General features: G+C 53.9%; 21 protein-coding genes. 10 read left to right on the top strand and 11 right to left on the bottom strand.

The window, feature by feature from the left end:
• A partial coding sequence (locus tag HZU72_RS06345; RefSeq protein WP_180091023.1) for an HAD-IC family P-type ATPase occupies positions 1-805 on the top strand: 805 nt, incomplete at its 5' end.
• Here HZU72_RS06345 and HZU72_RS06340 read toward each other — a convergent pair.
• The gene (locus HZU72_RS06340) at positions 782-1,171 is read right to left on the bottom strand and encodes a DUF423 domain-containing protein (protein WP_180091022.1); all 390 of its coding nucleotides are present in this window, start codon (positions 1,169-1,171) and stop codon (positions 782-784) included. The two genes, HZU72_RS06345 and HZU72_RS06340, sit on opposite strands and share 24 nt — an antisense overlap.
• A 137-nt stretch (positions 1,172-1,308) precedes the next feature.
• On the opposite strand from HZU72_RS06340, the gene thiS reads away from it, so the two are divergent.
• The 3 genes from thiS to trmB are packed head-to-tail and all read left to right on the top strand — an operon-like array spanning position 1,309 to position 3,121.
• Positions 1,309-1,515: a sulfur carrier protein ThiS gene (gene thiS, locus HZU72_RS06335; protein WP_180091021.1), complete on the top strand. Its 207-nt coding sequence runs from the start codon at positions 1,309-1,311 to the stop codon at positions 1,513-1,515.
• Positions 1,516-1,525: 10 nt separating this feature from the next.
• A complete protein-coding gene (locus tag HZU72_RS06330; protein ID WP_180091020.1) occupies positions 1,526-2,335 on the top strand; it encodes a thiazole synthase in 810 nt (269 codons plus the stop codon).
• A gap of 15 nt (positions 2,336-2,350) precedes the next feature.
• A complete protein-coding gene (trmB, locus tag HZU72_RS06325; RefSeq protein ID WP_180091019.1) occupies positions 2,351-3,121 on the top strand; it encodes a tRNA (guanosine(46)-N7)-methyltransferase TrmB in 771 nt (256 codons plus the stop codon).
• A gap of 64 nt (positions 3,122-3,185) precedes the next feature.
• Here trmB and HZU72_RS06320 read toward each other — a convergent pair whose 3' ends face one another.
• The gene (locus tag HZU72_RS06320) at positions 3,186-3,788 is read right to left on the bottom strand and encodes a glutathione S-transferase N-terminal domain-containing protein (protein WP_180091018.1); all 603 of its coding nucleotides are present in this window, start codon (positions 3,786-3,788) and stop codon (positions 3,186-3,188) included.
• Positions 3,789-3,828: 40 nt separating this feature from the next.
• Positions 3,829-4,746, bottom strand: coding sequence for a LysR family transcriptional regulator (locus HZU72_RS06315; RefSeq protein ID WP_180091017.1), 918 nt, complete (start codon positions 4,744-4,746; stop codon positions 3,829-3,831).
• A gap of 256 nt (positions 4,747-5,002) precedes the next feature.
• Between HZU72_RS06315 and HZU72_RS06310 the strand changes: the two genes are divergently transcribed.
• The 4 genes from HZU72_RS06310 to argE are packed head-to-tail and all read left to right on the top strand — an operon-like array spanning position 5,003 to position 9,249.
• Positions 5,003-5,968 carry a Bug family tripartite tricarboxylate transporter substrate binding protein gene (locus HZU72_RS06310; RefSeq protein ID WP_180091016.1) on the top strand — a complete coding sequence of 322 codons (966 nt, stop codon included), beginning with the start codon at positions 5,003-5,005 and terminating at the stop codon, positions 5,966-5,968.
• A 56-nt stretch (positions 5,969-6,024) separates the two neighbouring features.
• The gene (locus HZU72_RS06305) at positions 6,025-6,528 is read left to right on the top strand and encodes a tripartite tricarboxylate transporter TctB family protein (protein ID WP_180091015.1); all 504 of its coding nucleotides are present in this window, start codon (positions 6,025-6,027) and stop codon (positions 6,526-6,528) included.
• Between the two features lie 25 nt (positions 6,529-6,553).
• The gene (locus HZU72_RS06300) at positions 6,554-8,026 is read left to right on the top strand and encodes a tripartite tricarboxylate transporter permease (RefSeq protein ID WP_180091014.1); all 1,473 of its coding nucleotides are present in this window, start codon (positions 6,554-6,556) and stop codon (positions 8,024-8,026) included.
• Positions 8,027-8,061: 35 nt separating this feature from the next.
• Positions 8,062-9,249, top strand: coding sequence for an acetylornithine deacetylase (gene argE, locus HZU72_RS06295; protein ID WP_180091013.1), 1,188 nt, complete (start codon positions 8,062-8,064; stop codon positions 9,247-9,249).
• A gap of 22 nt (positions 9,250-9,271) precedes the next feature.
• Here the strand turns inward: argE and HZU72_RS06290 are convergent, their stop codons facing one another.
• The 3 genes from HZU72_RS06290 to HZU72_RS06280 form a co-directional block, all read right to left on the bottom strand.
• Positions 9,272-10,264, bottom strand: a complete 993-nt coding sequence (locus tag HZU72_RS06290; protein ID WP_180091012.1) for a 2-hydroxyacid dehydrogenase — start codon at positions 10,262-10,264, stop codon at positions 9,272-9,274.
• A 5-nt stretch (positions 10,265-10,269) separates the two neighbouring features.
• Positions 10,270-11,181 carry an ectoine hydroxylase gene (thpD, locus tag HZU72_RS06285; RefSeq protein ID WP_180091011.1) on the bottom strand — a complete coding sequence of 304 codons (912 nt, stop codon included), beginning with the start codon at positions 11,179-11,181 and terminating at the stop codon, positions 10,270-10,272.
• 401 nt (positions 11,182-11,582) lie between these two features.
• Positions 11,583-12,497: an AEC family transporter gene (locus HZU72_RS06280; RefSeq protein WP_180091010.1), complete on the bottom strand. Its 915-nt coding sequence runs from the start codon at positions 12,495-12,497 to the stop codon at positions 11,583-11,585.
• Between the two features lie 106 nt (positions 12,498-12,603).
• On the opposite strand from HZU72_RS06280, the gene HZU72_RS06275 reads away from it, so the two are divergent.
• Both HZU72_RS06275 and HZU72_RS06270 read left to right on the top strand, forming a co-directional pair.
• The gene (locus HZU72_RS06275) at positions 12,604-13,107 is read left to right on the top strand and encodes a hypothetical protein (protein ID WP_180091009.1); all 504 of its coding nucleotides are present in this window, start codon (positions 12,604-12,606) and stop codon (positions 13,105-13,107) included.
• Positions 13,108-13,112: 5 nt separating this feature from the next.
• Complete coding sequence (locus tag HZU72_RS06270; RefSeq protein ID WP_180091008.1) at positions 13,113-13,706, top strand: SCO family protein; 594 nt, start codon at positions 13,113-13,115, stop codon at positions 13,704-13,706.
• 13 nt (positions 13,707-13,719) lie between these two features.
• Here the strand turns inward: HZU72_RS06270 and HZU72_RS06265 are convergent, their stop codons facing one another.
• The 5 genes from HZU72_RS06265 to HZU72_RS06245 all read right to left on the bottom strand — a co-directional run bounded on the left by HZU72_RS06265 (position 13,720) and on the right by HZU72_RS06245 (position 18,000).
• The gene (locus tag HZU72_RS06265; protein ID WP_180091007.1) at positions 13,720-14,826 is read right to left on the bottom strand and encodes an alpha/beta hydrolase family protein; all 1,107 of its coding nucleotides are present in this window, start codon (positions 14,824-14,826) and stop codon (positions 13,720-13,722) included.
• Between the two features lie 3 nt (positions 14,827-14,829).
• Entirely contained in the window at positions 14,830-15,510 is a 681-nt protein-coding gene (gene bamJ, locus HZU72_RS06260) for a BamJ family beta-barrel-assembly machinery protein (protein WP_180091006.1), read from the bottom strand.
• 132 nt (positions 15,511-15,642) lie between these two features.
• A complete protein-coding gene (locus HZU72_RS06255; RefSeq protein ID WP_022521256.1) occupies positions 15,643-16,086 on the bottom strand; it encodes a universal stress protein in 444 nt (147 codons plus the stop codon).
• A gap of 21 nt (positions 16,087-16,107) precedes the next feature.
• Positions 16,108-17,391, bottom strand: a complete 1,284-nt coding sequence (locus tag HZU72_RS06250; RefSeq protein ID WP_180091005.1) for a TRAP transporter large permease — start codon at positions 17,389-17,391, stop codon at positions 16,108-16,110.
• A gap of 30 nt (positions 17,392-17,421) precedes the next feature.
• The gene (locus HZU72_RS06245; RefSeq protein ID WP_180091004.1) at positions 17,422-18,000 is read right to left on the bottom strand and encodes a TRAP transporter small permease; all 579 of its coding nucleotides are present in this window, start codon (positions 17,998-18,000) and stop codon (positions 17,422-17,424) included.
• Positions 18,001-18,319 lie beyond the last annotated feature (319 nt).

The following is an 18,319-nucleotide window of genomic DNA, read 5'->3' as shown; positions in this document are numbered from 1 at the left end:
AGTCGAAAAGGCTAAAGAGGCAGAGGTAAAACTAACAGAAGCGTTGGACTTTGAAGCTCCCAACGGCATGGGCGTTATAGGTCAGATAGATGGCAAGCGTATCGCCCTGGGCAATCGGCTATTGATGGAAAGCGAGGGCGTTAACACCCAGTCTCAAGACGCACATGCAGATCAATTGCGCAGTGACGGTGCTACGGTCATCTTTGCGAGCATCGACGGGAATTTGGCTGGGCTTCTCGCCATTGCCGACCCAGTCAAGGAAACCACTGAAGATGCCATCCGTTCACTACAGGCTGACGGCATTCGAGTGGTGATGCTGACAGGCGATAATCGCACCTCCGCCAACGCTGTGGCACGTCGGCTAGGCATTGATGAGGTCGAAGCTGAAGTGCTTCCAGAAGACAAAGGCCGTGTAATCAAGCGGCTCCGCGATGAAGGGCGCATTGTTGTCATGGCCGGCGACGGCGTGAACGATGCACCTGCGCTGGCGACAGCGGATGTCGGCATTGCCATGGGAACCGGCACCGATGTGGCGATAGAAAGCGCTGGGGTTACCCTACTGCGAGGGGATCTTACCGGTATTGCCACAGCACACCAGCTCTCCAAAGCTACCATGCGTAACATTCGCCAAAATCTCTTTTTTGCTTTTGCTTACAATGCAGCGGGCATCCCCATTGCTGCAGGGATTTTATACCCCTTCACAGGCATTCTGTTATCGCCGATTATCGCTGCAGCGGCGATGTCACTCTCGTCAGTGAGCGTGATTGGCAACGCGTTACGGTTACGTATGACGGCGCTGCGCTAGCAGAGCTACCACTCCCAGCGCCAACCAACCGGCCATCAACAGCAGTCCGCCAATGGGAGTGACAATGCCAATATTCAACCCTGCCAGCGCCATCAGGTAGAGCGAGCCTGAAAAGCAGCCCATGCCGAGTACCCATAGCGCCAGCACCCAGTGCTGTCCGGCAAGCGGCTGCACTTGGCGCCATACAAGTACTACCATGATGGCAAGCGTGTGCCAGGCCTGATAGCGCACGCCGGTTTCAACAGCGCTCACCATCGTTTCTGTGGTGCGCGCCGCAAGGCCATGGGCGGCATAGGCGCCTAGTATCACCAGTACGGCGCCCGAAAGGGCCGCGATACACCACCACACTTTATCTGTTCGCTGCACGCTGCTCTCCTACTCCTATTATGGTTGGCATACATCGCGCTGTTTGCACCTACGGCTTACCTTGCGCGGTGTGAAACCGCTACAATAGAGAATGCCTTAGAGAACGAACTACCACGACGAATGAGACACGCCTATCTATGTCTATCCAGATACGTCTAAACGGTGAACCCCATACGCTGTCAACCGGCCTAACTGCGGCCGACTTAGTTGAACAGCTGGGCCTTAGCGGCCGTCGTATCGCCGTCGAAATTAACGAAGAGATCGTCCCCCGCAGCCAGCACGCCGACACCCGCCTGATCGATGGCGACCACGTAGAAGTTGTCCACGCGATTGGCGGCGGTTAGAGGAAACACTATGACCCAACAAACACATGTACCGCTAGCCGATACTCCGCTAACCATCGCCGGACGCGATTTTCAATCGCGCCTGCTGGTGGGCACAGGCAAGTACAAAGACTTTACCGAAACCGGCGCCGCCATTGCCCAAAGTGGCGCTGAAATTGTGACCTTTGCGGTGCGCCGTACTAATTTAGGCCAGGACGCCGATGCGCCCAACCTGTTAGACGCTATTTCCCCCGATCGCTACACCCTGCTGCCTAATACCGCCGGTTGCTACACCGCTAAAGATGCAGTGCGCACCTGCCGCCTGGCCCGAGAGCTGCTCGACGGTCATAACCTGGTCAAGCTGGAAGTGCTCGGCGACGATCACACGCTTTACCCCAATGTGGTCGAGACGCTAAAAGCCGCTGAAACGCTGCTCGCCGATGGCTTTGACGTCATGGTGTACACCAGCGACGATCCTATTGTGGCACGCGAATTAGAAGCCATGGGCTGCTGCGCCATCATGCCGCTGGGCTCGTTGATTGGCTCGGGCCACGGCATTCAGAACCCACACAACGTGCGCTTGATTGTTGAACAGAGCAAGGTACCGGTACTAGTGGATGCGGGAATTGGCACGGCCTCGGATGCTGCCATGGCCATGGAGCTAGGCTGTGATGGCGTGCTGCTCAATACGGCCATTGCCCACGCCCGCGAGCCGCTACGCATGGCCAACGCCATGAAGCTGGCCGTGGAAGCTGGCCGCGATGCGTTTTTAGCCGGCCGTATGCCGCGCCGCCAATCCGCCGATCCTTCTTCACCTTTCGCTGGCCGTATTAACGGTTAATTGATCCGAGACCCCATGACTGAACCCAACGATACCGTACCAGAAAGTCACACCGCGCCCGAAAGCAACGCCACTACAGGCCCGGAAGGTACGGATGCACCACTGCACCGCCGCGGCATTAAAAGCTACGTGATCCGCGCGGGTCGTATGACCCAGGCCCAAAACCGGGGCTTAGAGGATATATGGCCGCGTTTTGGCCTGACCATCGCCGACGGCCGTCAAGACTTGGACGCCCTATTTGGCCGTAAGGCACCGCGGGTAGTGGAAATCGGCTTTGGCATGGGCAACTCGCTGGTTGAGCAGGCCGAAACCCATCCAGACACCGACTTTATCGGCATTGAAGTTCACGCCCCTGGCGTTGGCAAACTGCTCGATGAAGTCGACAAACGTGGTCTCACCAACCTGCGCGTTTACCGCGAGGATGCCCTGGCTGTGCTCGAACAGTGCCTTCCCGAAGGCTCGCTGACCACGCTGCAGCTGTTCTTCCCCGACCCTTGGCCGAAGAAGAAGCACCACAAACGGCGCATCGTGCAGCCTGCCTTTGTTGAGCTGATCAGCACTCGCCTGATGCCTGGCGGCACCTTCCATATGGCCACCGACTGGGAAGCCTACGCAGAGTGGATGGCCGAGGTAATGGAAGCCGCGCCTGGCTATGCCAATACAGCCAGTGCGGAAACCGCCCCGTACGTGCCACGCCCGGCGTTCCGCCCGCTCACCAAGTTTGAAGCCCGCGGCGAAAAACTGGGTCACGGGGTTTGGGATTTGATCTATCGCCGGGAGGGGTGAATCTACGGGCTGTCCCCACCTCCGGACGGCCTAGTCTTTATGCGCTATCTGAAATAGTGGGTTCCTACTCAAATTCAGTTAGTGCAAAGCTCTCGCCCTCCACCACCTTCGCCTGCCAGGCATGTAGCGTTGGGTAGCGGTTTTGCCAATCAAAGGCCGGTAGGCGAAAGCTGATATACGCCAGCGCCACGGCAACGGTAATCGCCCCCAGGGTGCGCTGGGCACTGCCCCCCAGCACGCTGGGGTGGGCATTGAGTGTTATCAAAGTGCGTTCAATCGCTTTTAAACGGCGCTGCCCTAACAGCGTCGTATCCACTTCATTGCCACCATGCTTGCGACCAATCACTACGTTAAAGGCGGCGTCCATCAAGCCCTGCCCCAACCCTGCCAGCGCCAGGGTTTCAGCAAATGTTTTACTGGGTATCAGAGATGGCCCTTCGCCCACTGCATCCAGATAGTGAGCAATCAACAGCGACTCGGTGAGCACATCCCCATCGTCGGTTACCAGCGTTGGAATACGGCTAAGCGGCGTAATCTGTACAAGCTCGCTATCCGCCGCCCAAGGGTCGCACCAGCAAAGCTCAGTGCGCTCGATCAGCTGCTTTTCATAGAGGCAAACACGCACAACGCGTGCATAGGCAGAAGAAGTATTTAAATAGAGCTGCATGGAGCGGTCTCCTGTTAAGTCATATGTTTGTCGCGCTGTTTTATTTTAGTGAGGTTAATATTCCCATTTTATGCAAGCTATCGATTTCAGCGTATATCTCTTCACAGAAAGATTCAGCTACGTTACTTAACGGCTTGTGTTTAGATTTAAGTAAGGCAATTTCCCACTCAATCGTTGGCTTCATAGGCTTTGATACAACGGCTGTTCCCTGAAGCAATAGTTCTGCAATGGGGTCAATCACTGCGACCCCAAGCCCGCGATCAACTAATGCGCACACCCCTCGCATATAGCGCATTTCAGCGGCAATGTGCCTCTTTATATCCACTGTCTGCATAATGTAGTCCACTCGGGCACGCAAAGGGCTATCCGCCATCAGCTCCACGAATGTCTGGTTTTGTAAGCTAGAAATCGATACAACGTCTTGCTTCGCGAGTGGATGCGTACGATGCATGATGCAGCGCGCAGAACAGCGCGCAAGACTACTGACGGTGGCCCCATAAGTGTCGGCTTCAAGCGTTATTCCCAGCGCCACATCACAGGTATTGTTATCGATCATTTTAAGTAACTCTTGCAGCCCTGCATCGATGACTCTAACACCTACATTAGGGTGATTTTGTTTAAAGCGCTTAATCACATCGAGTAAAAAGGTATCGCAAAAAATGGGTTGTGCAGCTACCACGATACTGCCCAATTGGTTATTAGAAATAGCATCCGCGTCTTTTTGAGTATCTCGAATACTCGCCATCAATCGTAAAACGGATGCGTGATATAAAAATGCTTCTGACGTTGGCGAGAGCTGATTACGGGTACGTTTGAATAATGCAAAACCTAGCTCATCCTCTAACCCGATTAGTAATCGGCTTACCATTGATTGACTGATTCCTAATGTTTCTGCGGCCGCTTTTGTAGTGCCGTGTTTCATGAAAGCATCAAAAGCTTCAATTTCTTTTATTTTCATTACTTTAAGCTCTTTCTAGTAATTTTTAGCTAAATAGTCAGCAGATAAAAACAGTCTTCATAAGCGATAGGCTTGCAACTTTGGCTCACCACTAGAACAAAAACGAATACTAAATTGAATTGTTGCAACAATTTTCATACCTGTCTATGTTTAAAGCGCTGGATTCAATTAATGCTCGTTACTCAGTCTTTCAATAACAGCCATTAAGTAGCAGCCATTCAATAACAGCTATGCAACAACCACTGCGGAGACAAATATGAAATTCACCTTCAGCTTAGCGGCAGCAACGCTTATCGCTGCCTCCACGACCTATGCTCAGAACTACCCCTCCGACCCCGTCACATTGGTAGTCCCTTATGGTCCAGGCGGCGCCTCCGACCTGGCCGGTCGAGCCCTGGCGGAGTCGGCTAGCGAATATTTAGGGCAGCCAGTCACGGTCGTCAACCAAGCCGGCGCAGGGGGAATGACCGGCGCTCGCGATGTGACACAGGCTGACCCCGATGGATACACCCTACTCCTAGCCCGCGTGGGCATGGCGCTGTCACCGGCGGTAAACGAAAACAGCAGTGTTGATTGGGATGAATACACCTTTATCAGCCCGCTTGAAGCCACACCCATGATTCTTGCCGTGACCGACGACTCACCCTATGAAAGCGTTGAGGAGTTGCTCGAAGGCATCGAAAACGACCCAGGTGCGATGAGTTATGCAGCCTCCGGCGCCACCGCTATAGATGGCTTTACGGTGCAATCGCTACTGGCTGACGCGGAAATGGATCCGCTGACGGCGGCAACGTTGATTCCCTACCGTGGGGGCGGTGAACTCGCAACAGCATTACTGGGTGGGCATGTTGATTTTCTCGCCATCGCGGCAGCATCACTGATGCCGCATATCGAGAGCGGTGACATGCGTCCGTTAATGGTGTTCTCACCAGAACGCATGGAAGCACTACCGGAAGTACCGACTGCTGAAGAGTTGGGTTATGAACTAGCTGGGCAAGTGATTGGTTGGAGCGCGCTGTATGGCCCGCCAGATCTACCTCAAGAGGTCATGAATACCTGGGCAGAGGTAATGGAACAGGTGGCTGAAGACGAAATGTGGCTCAGTCGTGCTGATGACCGTGGCTCAATTTCCACTATTGGCAGCATCGATATGGAGACCTACGCAAAAGAGCAATATGAGTTTTATCGCACCTTAGCAGAACAGTTTGGCTATCTGGAGTGAGTCAGCGTTAAGCACCTTGTCGTCAACGTCTACATCATTACATTGCTGGAGGGGTCATGGGTATAACTCGCGGTTTAGTTATTACGGTGCTGTTCGGTATCGTTCTATTTTTACTGATACCAGCCTATGTGCCCCGCCCGCGCTTTATTCCAGGGTTTGCACCACCGCCTGATATGTGGCCACGCACTGTTTCCATGCTAGGCATGGCACTAGGCATACTGCTCGTAGGGCTGTCTTTTTCACGCAAAACCGAAGCAATCGCTGACCCTGAAGATGCCAGCACCATCCGCAGTGACACTCCACTTGTCACGCTACTCACTCGCTTCGGCTGGACGATACTTGCCTTTGCGCTCTATATCGGCTCAGTGATGCTGCTAGGCTTTTTGCTATCGAGCATCCTGCTGTTAATGGCGATGCTAATACTGACGGGTTATTGGCGCCACAAAGTGGTGGCGGCCATCGTTGCCGTCGCACTCCCGGTGGTTCTCTACCTGTTTTTCTCTAGCGCACTCAATACGCGTTTCCCTGTCGGCAGCCTGTTTAGGGCTATCGGTATTTAACCTACCGCGTATAGGACTGACCACTATGCTCAACGACCTGCTGGTTGCCTTCCAGGCGGTTGCCACTATTGAGAATTTTTTGATCATGGCCGCCGGTATTTGGGGCGGCGTGATAATCGGTGCCATTCCCGGCATGACCGGCACCATGGCGGTTACGCTGGCGCTACCCTTTACTTTTTATATGCAGCCGATTCCGAGTATTTTATTACTCGTCGCACTGTACAAAGGCTCAACCTACGGTGGCTCGGTATCCGCGATATTAATCAAGACACCAGGCACTGCTTCGGCCGCCTGCACCACCCTTGATGGCTATCCATTGGCTCAGCAGGGCAAGGCAGGCAAAGCCCTCAACATGGCGCTCTATTCCTCCTGTACCGGGGATTTTATTTCCAATCTCTCGCTGATTTTTATTGCCGCGCCACTGGCGCTCCTGGCGCTGCGTATTGGACCGCCAGAATATTTCATGCTGATGATTTTCGCGCTCACCACCGTCGCTGGGGTGTCAGGGCGTTCGCTGCTGCTTGGGCTTGTGTCGGCGTGCTTAGGACTACTGCTAGCCACCGTGGGCGAAGATATGTACGGCTCGTTCCGCTTTGATCTAACCGTGGATATGCAGAGCGGTCTTGCCGTTGCCCCTGTGCTCATCGGTCTTTTTGCGATCCCTGAGCTGCTTAAAATTATCGTTTTTCGTCACAACCAAAGCCATAAGCCCATGCAGCTGGGCGATAACCGCGTAACGCGAGACGAGCTACGCCGATCCTTAAAGGCAATGCTCAAAGGCAGCATGATTGGTGTTGTGATGGGGGCCATTCCCGGCATTGGCCCCTCGGCAGCGGCGTTCTCCTCCTACGGGGAAGCGCAGCGTAGCTCAAAGAATCGCGAGAACTTTGGTAAGGGCGAACTGGAAGGGATCGCAGCATCAGAGTCCGCCAATAATGGGTGCTGTGGTTCGACCATGATTCCGCTGTTAGCGCTGGGCGTGCCGGGAGATGTGATTACGGGCGTGATGCTGGGTGCCTTTATGATTCACGGTATGACCCCAGGCCCCATGCTGTTTGAGAACAACCTTCATGAGGTTTACATGCTGTTCATTGGCATGCTGTTCTCATCTGTTTTGCTGTTTGGTGCTGGCAAAGCAACGATGCGCTTTTTCTCGCATATCTCGCGGATTCCTCCCGGCTTAATGGCGCCGATCGTGCTTGCTCTGTGCGTATTCGGTATTTTTTCGATCTCCAACAGCATGTATGACGTCATCGTACTGCTGGCGATGGGCGTATTTGGCTTTTTCATGTTCCTGTTCGCCATTCCCGCTGCCCCATTTTTAATCGCCTTCATTCTTGGCCCGATGCTGGAAGAAAACCTACGTCGTGCCCTTGCGCTATCTCGCGGTGATCCAAGCATTCTGGTGTCGTCACCTATCACCTGGCTTTTCGCTTCGCTGGCGATATTCGTGGTGGTAGTGACGATTCGTCAGCAACTTAAGAAAGCCACGGCCTGAGCCAAAGATTCCCTTATTGCCAAGGATTTAACACTATGCAAGCTAGTGCTACGCCTAACGCTCACCCGCAGTTGGACGCTGCGATATCACACCTCGCGGATCTGATCGCTTACGACACCACAAGTGCGTACTCCAATCTGGAACTTATTCATCACATGGAGAATTTCTTCACCGGTCTTGGCGCGAATGTAACCGTACTACCAGATGAGAGCGGCGAAAAAGCCAATTTGGTCGCCCGCCTGGGTCCGGCCGACGTAGCAGGCATAGTCCTCTCTGGCCATACCGATGTGGTACCCGCCAACCCAAAAAGCTGGCAAAGCGACCCTTTCAAAATGGAGCAGCGCGGCAGTCGTTTGTTTGGCCGTGGCACCTGCGATATGAAAGGCTTTGCAGCGTGCGTCATGGCGGCGGCACCGGCTTTTACTAGCGGTGAACTGCAGCGGCCGCTCTATTTCTGTTTCTCTCATGATGAAGAGGTGGGCTGCCTGGGAGCGCCCGCCATTGCACGCTACTTAGCCGAACTCAAAGTGCCACCCTCACTGGCGATTATCGGCGAACCCAGTGAAATGAAGCTGATCAACGGCCAGAAAGGCAAGATTGCAATGCGGGTGACGATGCGCGGTGAAGGGGGACACTCATCGTTCTCCCCTCAGCATGTCAATGCGGTGGAGTATGCCTCGCGTATCATCACCATGATCGCCGAGCGATCACGACGATATGAGCAAGAGGGCCCTTTCGACCTAGACTTTACCGTTCCCCACGCCACAACGCTGACCACCATGATAGAAGGCGGTGTGGCGACCAACGTTACCCCCGATACTTGCAGCTTTATCTTTGAGCTACGCAGCATTGATCAGGAAGCAGCCGCCACGGATATCCAAGCGCTGATCAACGATATAGAGGCTGCTCTGCTACCCGAAATGCAGCGCCAATCAGCTGATTCCGCTATTGAGTGGCAAGAGCTATTTGCCTACCCCGCCATGGGGGACGCCACCGACAGTAAGATGTTCAAAGAGCTTGAACCCATTCTTCCCAAGCGTGGTGGAAAGGTTTCTTATGGTTCAGAAGGCGGCGTGTTCGAGATCGATGGCGGCATCCCTTCGGTGATTCTAGGGCCCGGCTCTATTCGCCAAGCCCATAAGCCCGATGAATTTATTGAAATTGATCAACTCAGTCAGTGCCTTGCGTTCTTCGATGAGTTAAACACTTGGATGGAACGCTAACGCCAACACGGGTGGTGGTGGATTATGTGGCATTCACCCGGTGAATGGTTCCACTTCCGCTTTCAAAAGCGTCGATATTCGCCAGCGTGGTCTCGGCGATATTAGTCAGCGCCTCGGCAGTGAAGAACGCCTGATGCCCGGTGATCAGTACATTATGGAAGGTCGTTAGGCGCATAAACTGATCATCATCGATCACGCTCTGAGAGAGGTCTTCGAAGAACAGATGCTCTTCCTCTTCGTAGACATCCAACCCTAAGCGGCCGATTTTGCCGCTTTTCAAACCTGCGATTACCGCTTGGGTATCGACCACCCTTCCTCGGCCGGTGTTGATGATCATCACGCTCTCTTTCATTTGCGCAATGGCATCAGCATCAATCAAATGGTGAGTCTCAGGCGTCAATGGGCAATGCAGCGAGATAATGTCGGCGCTGGCAAACAGCGTTGCTAGCGGCACGTACTCAACAAAAGGTTTAGCATTCGCGCTGGGAAATGGGTCGCTGGCCACTACCCGACAACCAAAGCCGTGCATAATATCGGCAAAAATGAGCCCGATATGCCCAGTGCCAATAACGCCCACGGTTTTACCATGCAGGTCGAACCCCAGCAGGCCATCCAGGGCAAAATTGCCCTCCCGCACCCGGTTGTAGGCGCGATAAGTCATGCGATTAAGGCTTAGCACTAAGGCCACTGCATGCTCCGCCACTGCGTGGGGGGAGTAGGCAGGCACCCTTACCACCGTGATGCCTAACCGTTCGGCGGCGGCTAAATCAACATGATTAAAGCCCGCCGAACGCAACGCCACCAACCTTGTGCCACCGTTATGCAGTTGCTCTAAAACGGCGGCATCAAGGCAGTCATTAACAAAGGCGCAAACCGCATCAAAGCCGTTGGCCAAAGGGGCCGTATCCACCGTTAGGCGCGCCTCTAAAAAGCTCAACGCGTGGCGCTCCCCCTTGTTGGCACGAGTAATAAAAGTGCGGTCGTAGGGTTTAGCACTAAACACGGCGATGCGCATGGGCTTTACTCGTTGAGCGGTTTTAGCGGCTCCCAATCCGAACGATTAGCTAGAAATTCCGGCCTGGGCCGGTTACCGCAGTAAGGGTCGTGCAGCGTGTTTTCAACGCTATTGTAAACAAAGAACAGATTACTTCTCGGCCAGCAAGACATATTTATGTTCGAGCCGTGCATGGTATTGCATTCAAAAATCACCAGCGAACCGGCAGGCCCCTTGGGAGCTTCGATATCGTTTTCTAGCATTATCTCGCGAAGGCTACTGGCTGGGGGCACGCCCACCTCTTGGCTTTTTAGCGACTCCTTATAGTTATTTTCCGGCGTTCGTCCCACACAGGGAACAAAGTACTGATGCGAACCGGGGATCAGCATGAGTGGGCCGTTAAACTCCCCGTTGTCAGTGAGCACGATGGAGCAACTAAGTGCGCGCATACGAGGCATACCGTCTTCGCTATGCCATGTCTCAAAGTCGGAGTGCCACTCAAACCCTTTGCCTTTGAAGCCTGGTTTATAGTTAATTCGTGACTGATGAATATACACATCACTGCCCAGCAGTTGCTTGACGATTGCTAACAATTTGGGATCTTGGGTTAAGCGCTGAAAACGCTTTGAAACATCATGAATACCGAAAATGGTGCGTATCTCTTCACGTCCTGGCTCAAGGATAGTGCCTTCTGAGAGCTTGAGATCAGCATCGTCTTCATATTCACGCAGCTCTTGAAGAAAAACCTGCATTTCATCGGCGTCAAAAAAACCTTCAAATGACAGAAATCCCTTTCTTTCGTACGCATCAATTTGTGACTTGTTCAAGGGGCCATTCGCAAGCTGAGACTCATCGCCATATACCACGGGGTCAATACGCTTAAACATTCCCAACTTTCGTTCCAAGCGAGTCGGGAAAAGATCTTGTGTATCGCTCATAGCAAACTCCTCCATTAGTGTGCTTATCGATAAACGCCTTTAAACGCTGCCTATAAAACGTAGACGCCAAAGCGCCTCTAAGCAATGACACCCTGTCAGCCTGCGTCGTTGAAGTGGCCTGTGTATTAAAAAATATAAGCAGCTAAGCGTATAAAAGTAGCCAAAAGCAGTACGGATAGAAAGCGGAGAAGGCAGAGACGCAAAAAAAAGAAAGCCGCTCCAATGGAGCGGCAAAAAGACCGTGACTAGCAATGAGAGGGAGAAACCATGACAGGAAACTGGCGGTTTCTGTCCTGGTTGCCAGCGTCTCATCAAACGCTGACAATCACACTGTAATAGTTCTCATTTACCTCGTCAACACAAATACGAATATTTTTTATTTAGTTTTCCCAACCTCATCTTCAGCTAACCAGCTGCAGCCAAAACGGGAGAGTGAGCATGGCGAGGAGGGTTTGCCCAGTGATAATCGCCGCCATCAACTCGGCATCGCCACCCAGTTGGCGGGCTAGGATATACGCAGAGGTGGCGGTGGGCAGTGCTGCAAACAGTAGTGCTACATCGCGGCTTACGGGATCCAACTGCAGGAACCAGGTGAATGCCAATACCAGTGCGGGCATGAGCAGCAGTTTAACGCTATTGGTGGCCAGCACGCCGCGGTCAATGCGTAGCAGTGCCGCTGGGCGCAGCGCAACCCCTACGGCCACCAACCCCAACGGCAGCGCCGCACGCCCCAGTAGCTCTACCGTATCTTGACTCCAGCCGGGCAAACCAACGCCCGTAAGGTTCAGGCCAATGCCCGCCAAGCAGGCAAGAATCAACGGGTTTTTAATCAGCGCCATCGCACTTTTACCTACGCTAGCACCTCCGAGTGTGCCAGCGGCGACAAAGCTGGCCACACACATCACGTTAACTACTGGCACCATTAGTGCCACGGCGACGGCTGCGGTAGTCGCTCCTAAGCTGCCGTGTAGCGCGGCGGCGCCAGCAACGCCCACATAGGTATTAAAACGTACCGCGCCTTGAAATACCGACGTAAACGCCGCAGGCGTTAGCTGTAGCCAGCCACGTAAACGCCAGAGCAGCAAGCCAAACAGCGCCATCGCGCCCAGCAGCACCAGCGCCAAGCGGCCGACCGGCACTTGGCTTACATCCGCAGTGGCCAGGGTGCTTACCAGCATGGCGGGAAACAGCACAAAGTAGATCAGCCGCTCCATCTGCGGCCAAAAGGTGTCGCTGGGCCAGCGCCAATAGCCAAGCACGGCGCCCAGTAAGATCAATAGAAATAGTGGGCCTAAAGCGCCAGTGATACTCTCCATTTATGTCCCTTTTGCCTGCGACATCCCAGCACAGCGATATCGGTGCGTTTACTGTTACCATGGCAATGATTTCCCGCCCCACGGCTTGCGTAGCGATTATTCTGCCATGAAGATGACATCAAAACCTGCACACCCAGCGGGCTTTCCTGCCTTAAGGGTACTGATATTGGTCACTGGCTTGGCGCTAGCGGCCTGCGCGTGGTATGCCTTTTCACATTGGCTCCACCGCGACAGTGATGTGACATGGTTTCCACCCACATCAAGCTGCAACCTGCATGCAGCGCCCTGCTCCGCCACTTTGGGCGATAAGGGCAGCATCACGCTCGCGGTTCAGGCAAATGGGCGAATCGATGCACTGGAGATATTACCACTGGAAGTGGAAGTCGATGGTGTAACGGCCACCCAGGTCGAGGTAGATTTTATTGGTCGAGATATGGATTTGGGGCTACACCGTTTTGCCCTTAACGCAGGTGCACCCGGCCATTTTCAAGGCCAAGGCCAAGTGGGGATTTGCACTCAAAGCGTTATGCCTTGGCGTGCACGTGTCATACTGGAAACCGCAGAAGGCAAGGTAGGCAGTTGGTTCGATTTTGACGTAATTCGGAGTTAACGCATATGGCAAGGAAACCCTTATGGCTAGGCGCGGCGTTGATCGCGGTTTTGCTGGTGGTCAGCGGTATAGGCCTCTATCAGTATGCGTTCGCCCCCCAAGAGGGCGAACCGGTAGGAGGCCCAGTTGAACTGCCCTCTACCCAGGGTGATTTCTCGTTAACCCAGTTAGACGAAGATCAAGTCGCGATACTCTCCTTTGGCTACACCTACTGTCCCGACATTTGTCCCATGACCCAATCGGTTAAGCGTCAAGCCCTGGCCCAGCTCTCTGAGGAGCAGCGCGAGCGTGTGGTGCCGGTGATGATCACCGTTGATCCCGAACGCGACACCATCGAGCGCATGCAGGAGTACATGGACTTTTTCGGCGAGGATTTTATCGGCGCGGTGGGCAGTCAGGCACAGCTTGAGGATGTCGCCTCACGCTATGGAGTGATCTGGCGGAAAGTCGAAGCGCCGGATTCAGCAATGGACTACACCATTGATCACAGCGCCTCGCTCTTTTTGGTTAATCGCGAGGGCGATATTCTTCAGCGAGTGCTCTACTCACCGACCCCTCACGGTTTAGTTTCCGCATTAGAGAGCGAACTAGACGGTTAAGCGCCGTTTCTTCTTAATCGGCTTGTTCAGGTGCCGCCTGTAAACGGTCCAGCATCGCCAGCAGCGCGCTAATTTGAGTACCGCTACGGGTATCGTGCTGCGGGCTTAACTGCCAGGTACTTTCAGCAAACCCCCACCAATCCCAGCAGCCCTGGGGGTTCGCCATACTGCTTTCTGCCTGAGGATAGAGCACTATTTGCTGATGCGCTGCCGCCCAGGCATTGAGCCCGGTGTAGCGTATGAATGTGTCGCCAATGGCCTCTGCGTTCATTTGGCAACCGTGCAGCGCCAGCGTTACCGGGCATTCCCCCGCATCACAGCCTTCAGGTATAAACACATAGCCGGTGTCCGCTAGTCCCTTTACCGCAAACTCTGACTGATCAAACGCGACTAGCTCCCCCCCTTGCTCACCCTCTGGCTCATTACTAGGCTCGCCAGCGTCCGAGGCTGCTCGTTCGGGGTAGAGCCAATCCAGCATTTCTCCGGCAATATCGTCATCGCAGGATAATAGGAAACTACCGCCACCCTGACGACAATCGCCCCACTCCTGAGGCCCGGGGGCGGCTTCACTGGGTAATCGTATCGGCCAGCCATGCCCCGCATTTTCACTGCGCGCAACGCGTAGCTGATCAGGCGAAGCAAGCCACTGCTGCCACTGCTCAGCAAGCAGGTCGCCGAGCGTTGGCTCAACCACTTCATCCTCTTCACCGTGCCATAAGTAGGCCCTGAGCTGGCTAAGCGCCTCAGCGCTGCCTACCTGTTCAAGCTCAATATAGCGCTGACGACGCGCCTCCAACTCATCCAGCGAAGGCACGCCGCGGCGGGTCATCATGCACTGGTTAAGCGCCAAACTGAGCGAACCCTGCGCGCAGCTCCAGGGCCCTGCTGCCAGTACACCTAGGCCACTAAACCGCTCGGGCCAAGCCACCGCCAGTTGGGTCGCCATATAACCGCCCGAGGATACCCCCACTACGCTGGCCTGCTCACTCGCAGCACTCAAGGCGGGCAAATCCTCAGGCTCACTGTTCGTCTCGGCCTGCGCTAGCAGCGGTGTGCATAGACCTAAGCAAACCAGTGCCTGAGCGAGAGAATGCAGGTTAGAAGAGGGGGTTGAAGTCATCCCTTATTCGACGCCTAGTAGTTCAACGCGGAAGGTCAGTACTTCGTTAGGCCCAATTGGCCCTTGACCATTTTCGCCGTAAGCAATATCCGCGGGGATATAAAGCATCCAGCTATCGCCGACGCTCATCATCTGCAGCGCTTCCTGCCAGCCTTCGATCACCTGATTAGTCTGGAAGCTGACGGACTCACCGCGCTCAAAAGAGCTATCGAAAACGGTGCCATCCAGCAGCATGCCTTCGTAATTCACTTCGACGGTATCTTCAGGGCCAGGCGTGGCACCATCGCCAGATTCAAGCACTTCATACTGAAGGCCAGAGTCCGTCACTGTCACTTCTTCGCGCTCGGCGTTTTCAGCCAGGAAAGCTTCGCCCTCTTCGAGATTGTTCTGCGCCATCTCTTCAGCTTCCGCTTCACGCGCTTGCATGGATTGCTCTTGGAACGCCATCAACGCTTCGGTCATCTCTTCTTCACTGAGCGCCAGGTCATTACCTTCAAATACATCGCTCATGCCGTCGTGAAACGCATCCAAGTCGAGGTCTTCGATGTCCGCCTGCATACTTTCGCCCAGAGTGACACCCAGGCTGTAAGCCAAGCGCTGTTCATCGGTTTCGGGCGCTGCCGCTGCAAAAGGGGCAACCAAGAGCAAACCTGTCAGAGCCGTAGTAGAGAGCAGTTGTTTCATGAAAGATCCTTTTTATAGCGGCGCCGTACGCCAATCAGTGTGACACAAAGACTAACACCCACCGTCCCGAGCTGCATCTTCGAGGAGGTGGGTGCCAATAAGACCACAAAATGAGAGAGAGGTTTAGCGGATTTAGACCACCAGCGTGGGGCAGTGTGCTGCACCCGCCACACGCTGAGAAACGCTGCCTAGTAGCGGGTTCTTCTCGCCATTAGTGCCCTGGGCGCCAATCACGATCAGATCGCACTCCCGCTTACGGGCAAAGCGCACAATAATGCGCGAGGGTCGCCCGCCCTTCACAAAAGCACGCACGCGAGCACTGTCTGCGCCCAGTTCGATTGCATGAGATTTTGCGTGCACAGCGATCTCGGTGGCGTACTCTTTTAACGCATCATCAGGAATATCCAACTGGTTGGGCCGCACCATAGAGAGCGAGGCTTCCAGCAAGCTGTGGTGTTTAAACACGCACAGCAGATAGAGCTCAGCGCCGGTTAGCATATGCAGACCCACCGCTTTTTCCAGCGCCCTTAAGGCGCCTTTTGAACCATCCACCGGGACTAAAATGCGATTAAACATTCGCGTACTCCTTGTGGCTGTTTAGCGGAAGGCGACATCGCGCAGGAACAGCGCAATTTGCGGGAACATGATCAGCAGTGCAGCCGCTAAAATCAGCATGAAGATAAACGGCGGGGTACCTTTGATCACATCCCAATAAGGGCGCTTGAAAATCGCAATAGCGGTGAAAATATCGCACCCAAAGGGCGGGGTTGCCGAACCTATCGCCACCTGCAAGGTAATCAAAATACCCACCAACACAGGATCCAGGCCCGTCGCCGCGATGGCGGGGGCGAAAATGGGCGTTAGCACCAGAATGACCACGATCGGATCAACAAACATACAGGCCACAAAGAAGGAGATACAGATGGCAATCAATACACCCGTGGGGCCAGCTTCATTGACACCCACCGCCTCCAGAATCATTTGCGGAATCTGAGCAAACGAGATAATCCACGAGAAGCCATTACCCACCGCGACCAGGATAAATACTACAGCGGTAATCAAACCAGTAGATTTGGCGATGGCATAAATGTCGTTCATCTTAAGTGAGCGGAAGACCACAAACTCAAGCAAAATGGCATACAGCACACAGGCCGCCGCGGCTTCAGTCGGACTGAAGATACCGCCGTAAATACCACCGACAATAATGACCGGAAAGCCAAGCGGCCAAAGAGCCTGCTGAACCGCTACTGCGCGCTCTTTCCAACTCGATTTTGCTTCAGTAGGTACATCTTTAACGATGGCGTAGATAATGCAGTAAATCGAGAACATACACAGGATCATTAACCCTGGGCCAATTCCGGCAATAAATAGCTCACCGATAGAGGTGCCCGAGATAACCCCGTAAATAATCATGCCGATACTGGGCGGAATCAAAAACGCAATATCGCTGGCATTGATGATCAGCGCCAGTGTGAAAGAGTCCGAGTAGCCCGCTTTGAGCATTTTCGGACGCAGCGGCGAACCGACAGCGACCACGGTTGCCTGGGTAGAGCCAGATACGGCGCCAAACAGCGTACAAGAAGCCGCCGTGCTCACCGCCAAGCCGCCTTTAATATGGCCGATAAACGCCATCACCATATCAATCAAGCGGTTAGCGGACTGCCCACGAGTCATGATGTCAGCGGCAAGGATAAACATGGGAACCGCAATAAGTGAGGCTGGGCGTATACCCGCCATCATCTGCTGGATTAGCGTATCCATCTGGCCGAAGCCGTTAAACATCATATAGAAGCCGATTACCGCAGCGGTAATCAGTGGAATCATCATTGGAAAGCCCAGCAGCAGCAGGGCAATCATGGTGGTGACCATTATTGTCGTCATAGCTGTTCCCCTAGGGTGCAGTGCCCCGCGTTAGACTTCTGTTTCGGTGTCTTTATAACCATCCACCACGCCCGTCGAAAGGTAGACATCGTGGGACGTGACGTTCTTAACGGCGGTCAGCAAGTACTGAATACCGGTGATTAGAAAGCCCATCGGCACCCAAAGGTAGATAATCCAGATTGGTAACCCCATGGAAGGCAATACGCGACCTTTGCTATACAGATCCAGGATATAAACAATCGAATAGTAGAGGAGGAAAAACATCACTAGTGATGTGAACAGCGCGATGCAAATCATTAGCACTCTGCGCCCACCTACTGGCAGCGCATCGTAGATAGCCGACATACGAATATGACGACCATGACGGGCTGCATAGCCAATACCTGCAAAGGTAATCATGATGATCAAAATGCGGTTTAGCTCACCGGAAAACATGATGCTGTTGCCAAATACAAAGCGGGCAACCACGTTGGTGACCGTATTCAGCGCCATTAGCAAAACACCCATCGCGAGAATCACGGCTTCTATTTTGCTAATTGCAGTGTCGATCACGCCTAGTACCCCCGGCAAGCCGGAGCGGTAACTCTTTTCCATCTCGTCATCGGTCATGGCCGGACTCCTTTTGAACGGCTCTAACGGCAACAGTTACGTGCCGTAGGCACAATAAACACAGCGTTATTCCAGAGCTATCTCAATCCAAGCTATCTCGTCAAAACCTGCCTATTTACCAACTTGTCTAAACCAGAGCTGCTAGACAAGCCTTACCTCGTGCAAGGCGAGGAGTTAACTCAAGCGTAACGGCATGCCGCTGCCGATGGTTCAACGCTAGATGTACGTAACCCGACAGTAACGTTGTCAACCACCAGCCCGAGCAGCCTCCGCCTGACCGCCGCAAAATAAAAAGGGGCAGCCTTTGCTGCCCCTTGAT

Origin of the sequence: Vreelandella sedimenti (assembly GCF_013416325.1) — a bacterium.
GTDB classification, from domain to species: domain Bacteria; phylum Pseudomonadota; class Gammaproteobacteria; order Pseudomonadales; family Halomonadaceae; genus Vreelandella; species Vreelandella sedimenti.
Note: the sequence above shows the minus strand (reverse complement) of the source record. Positions and strands in the feature narration are given on the sequence as shown.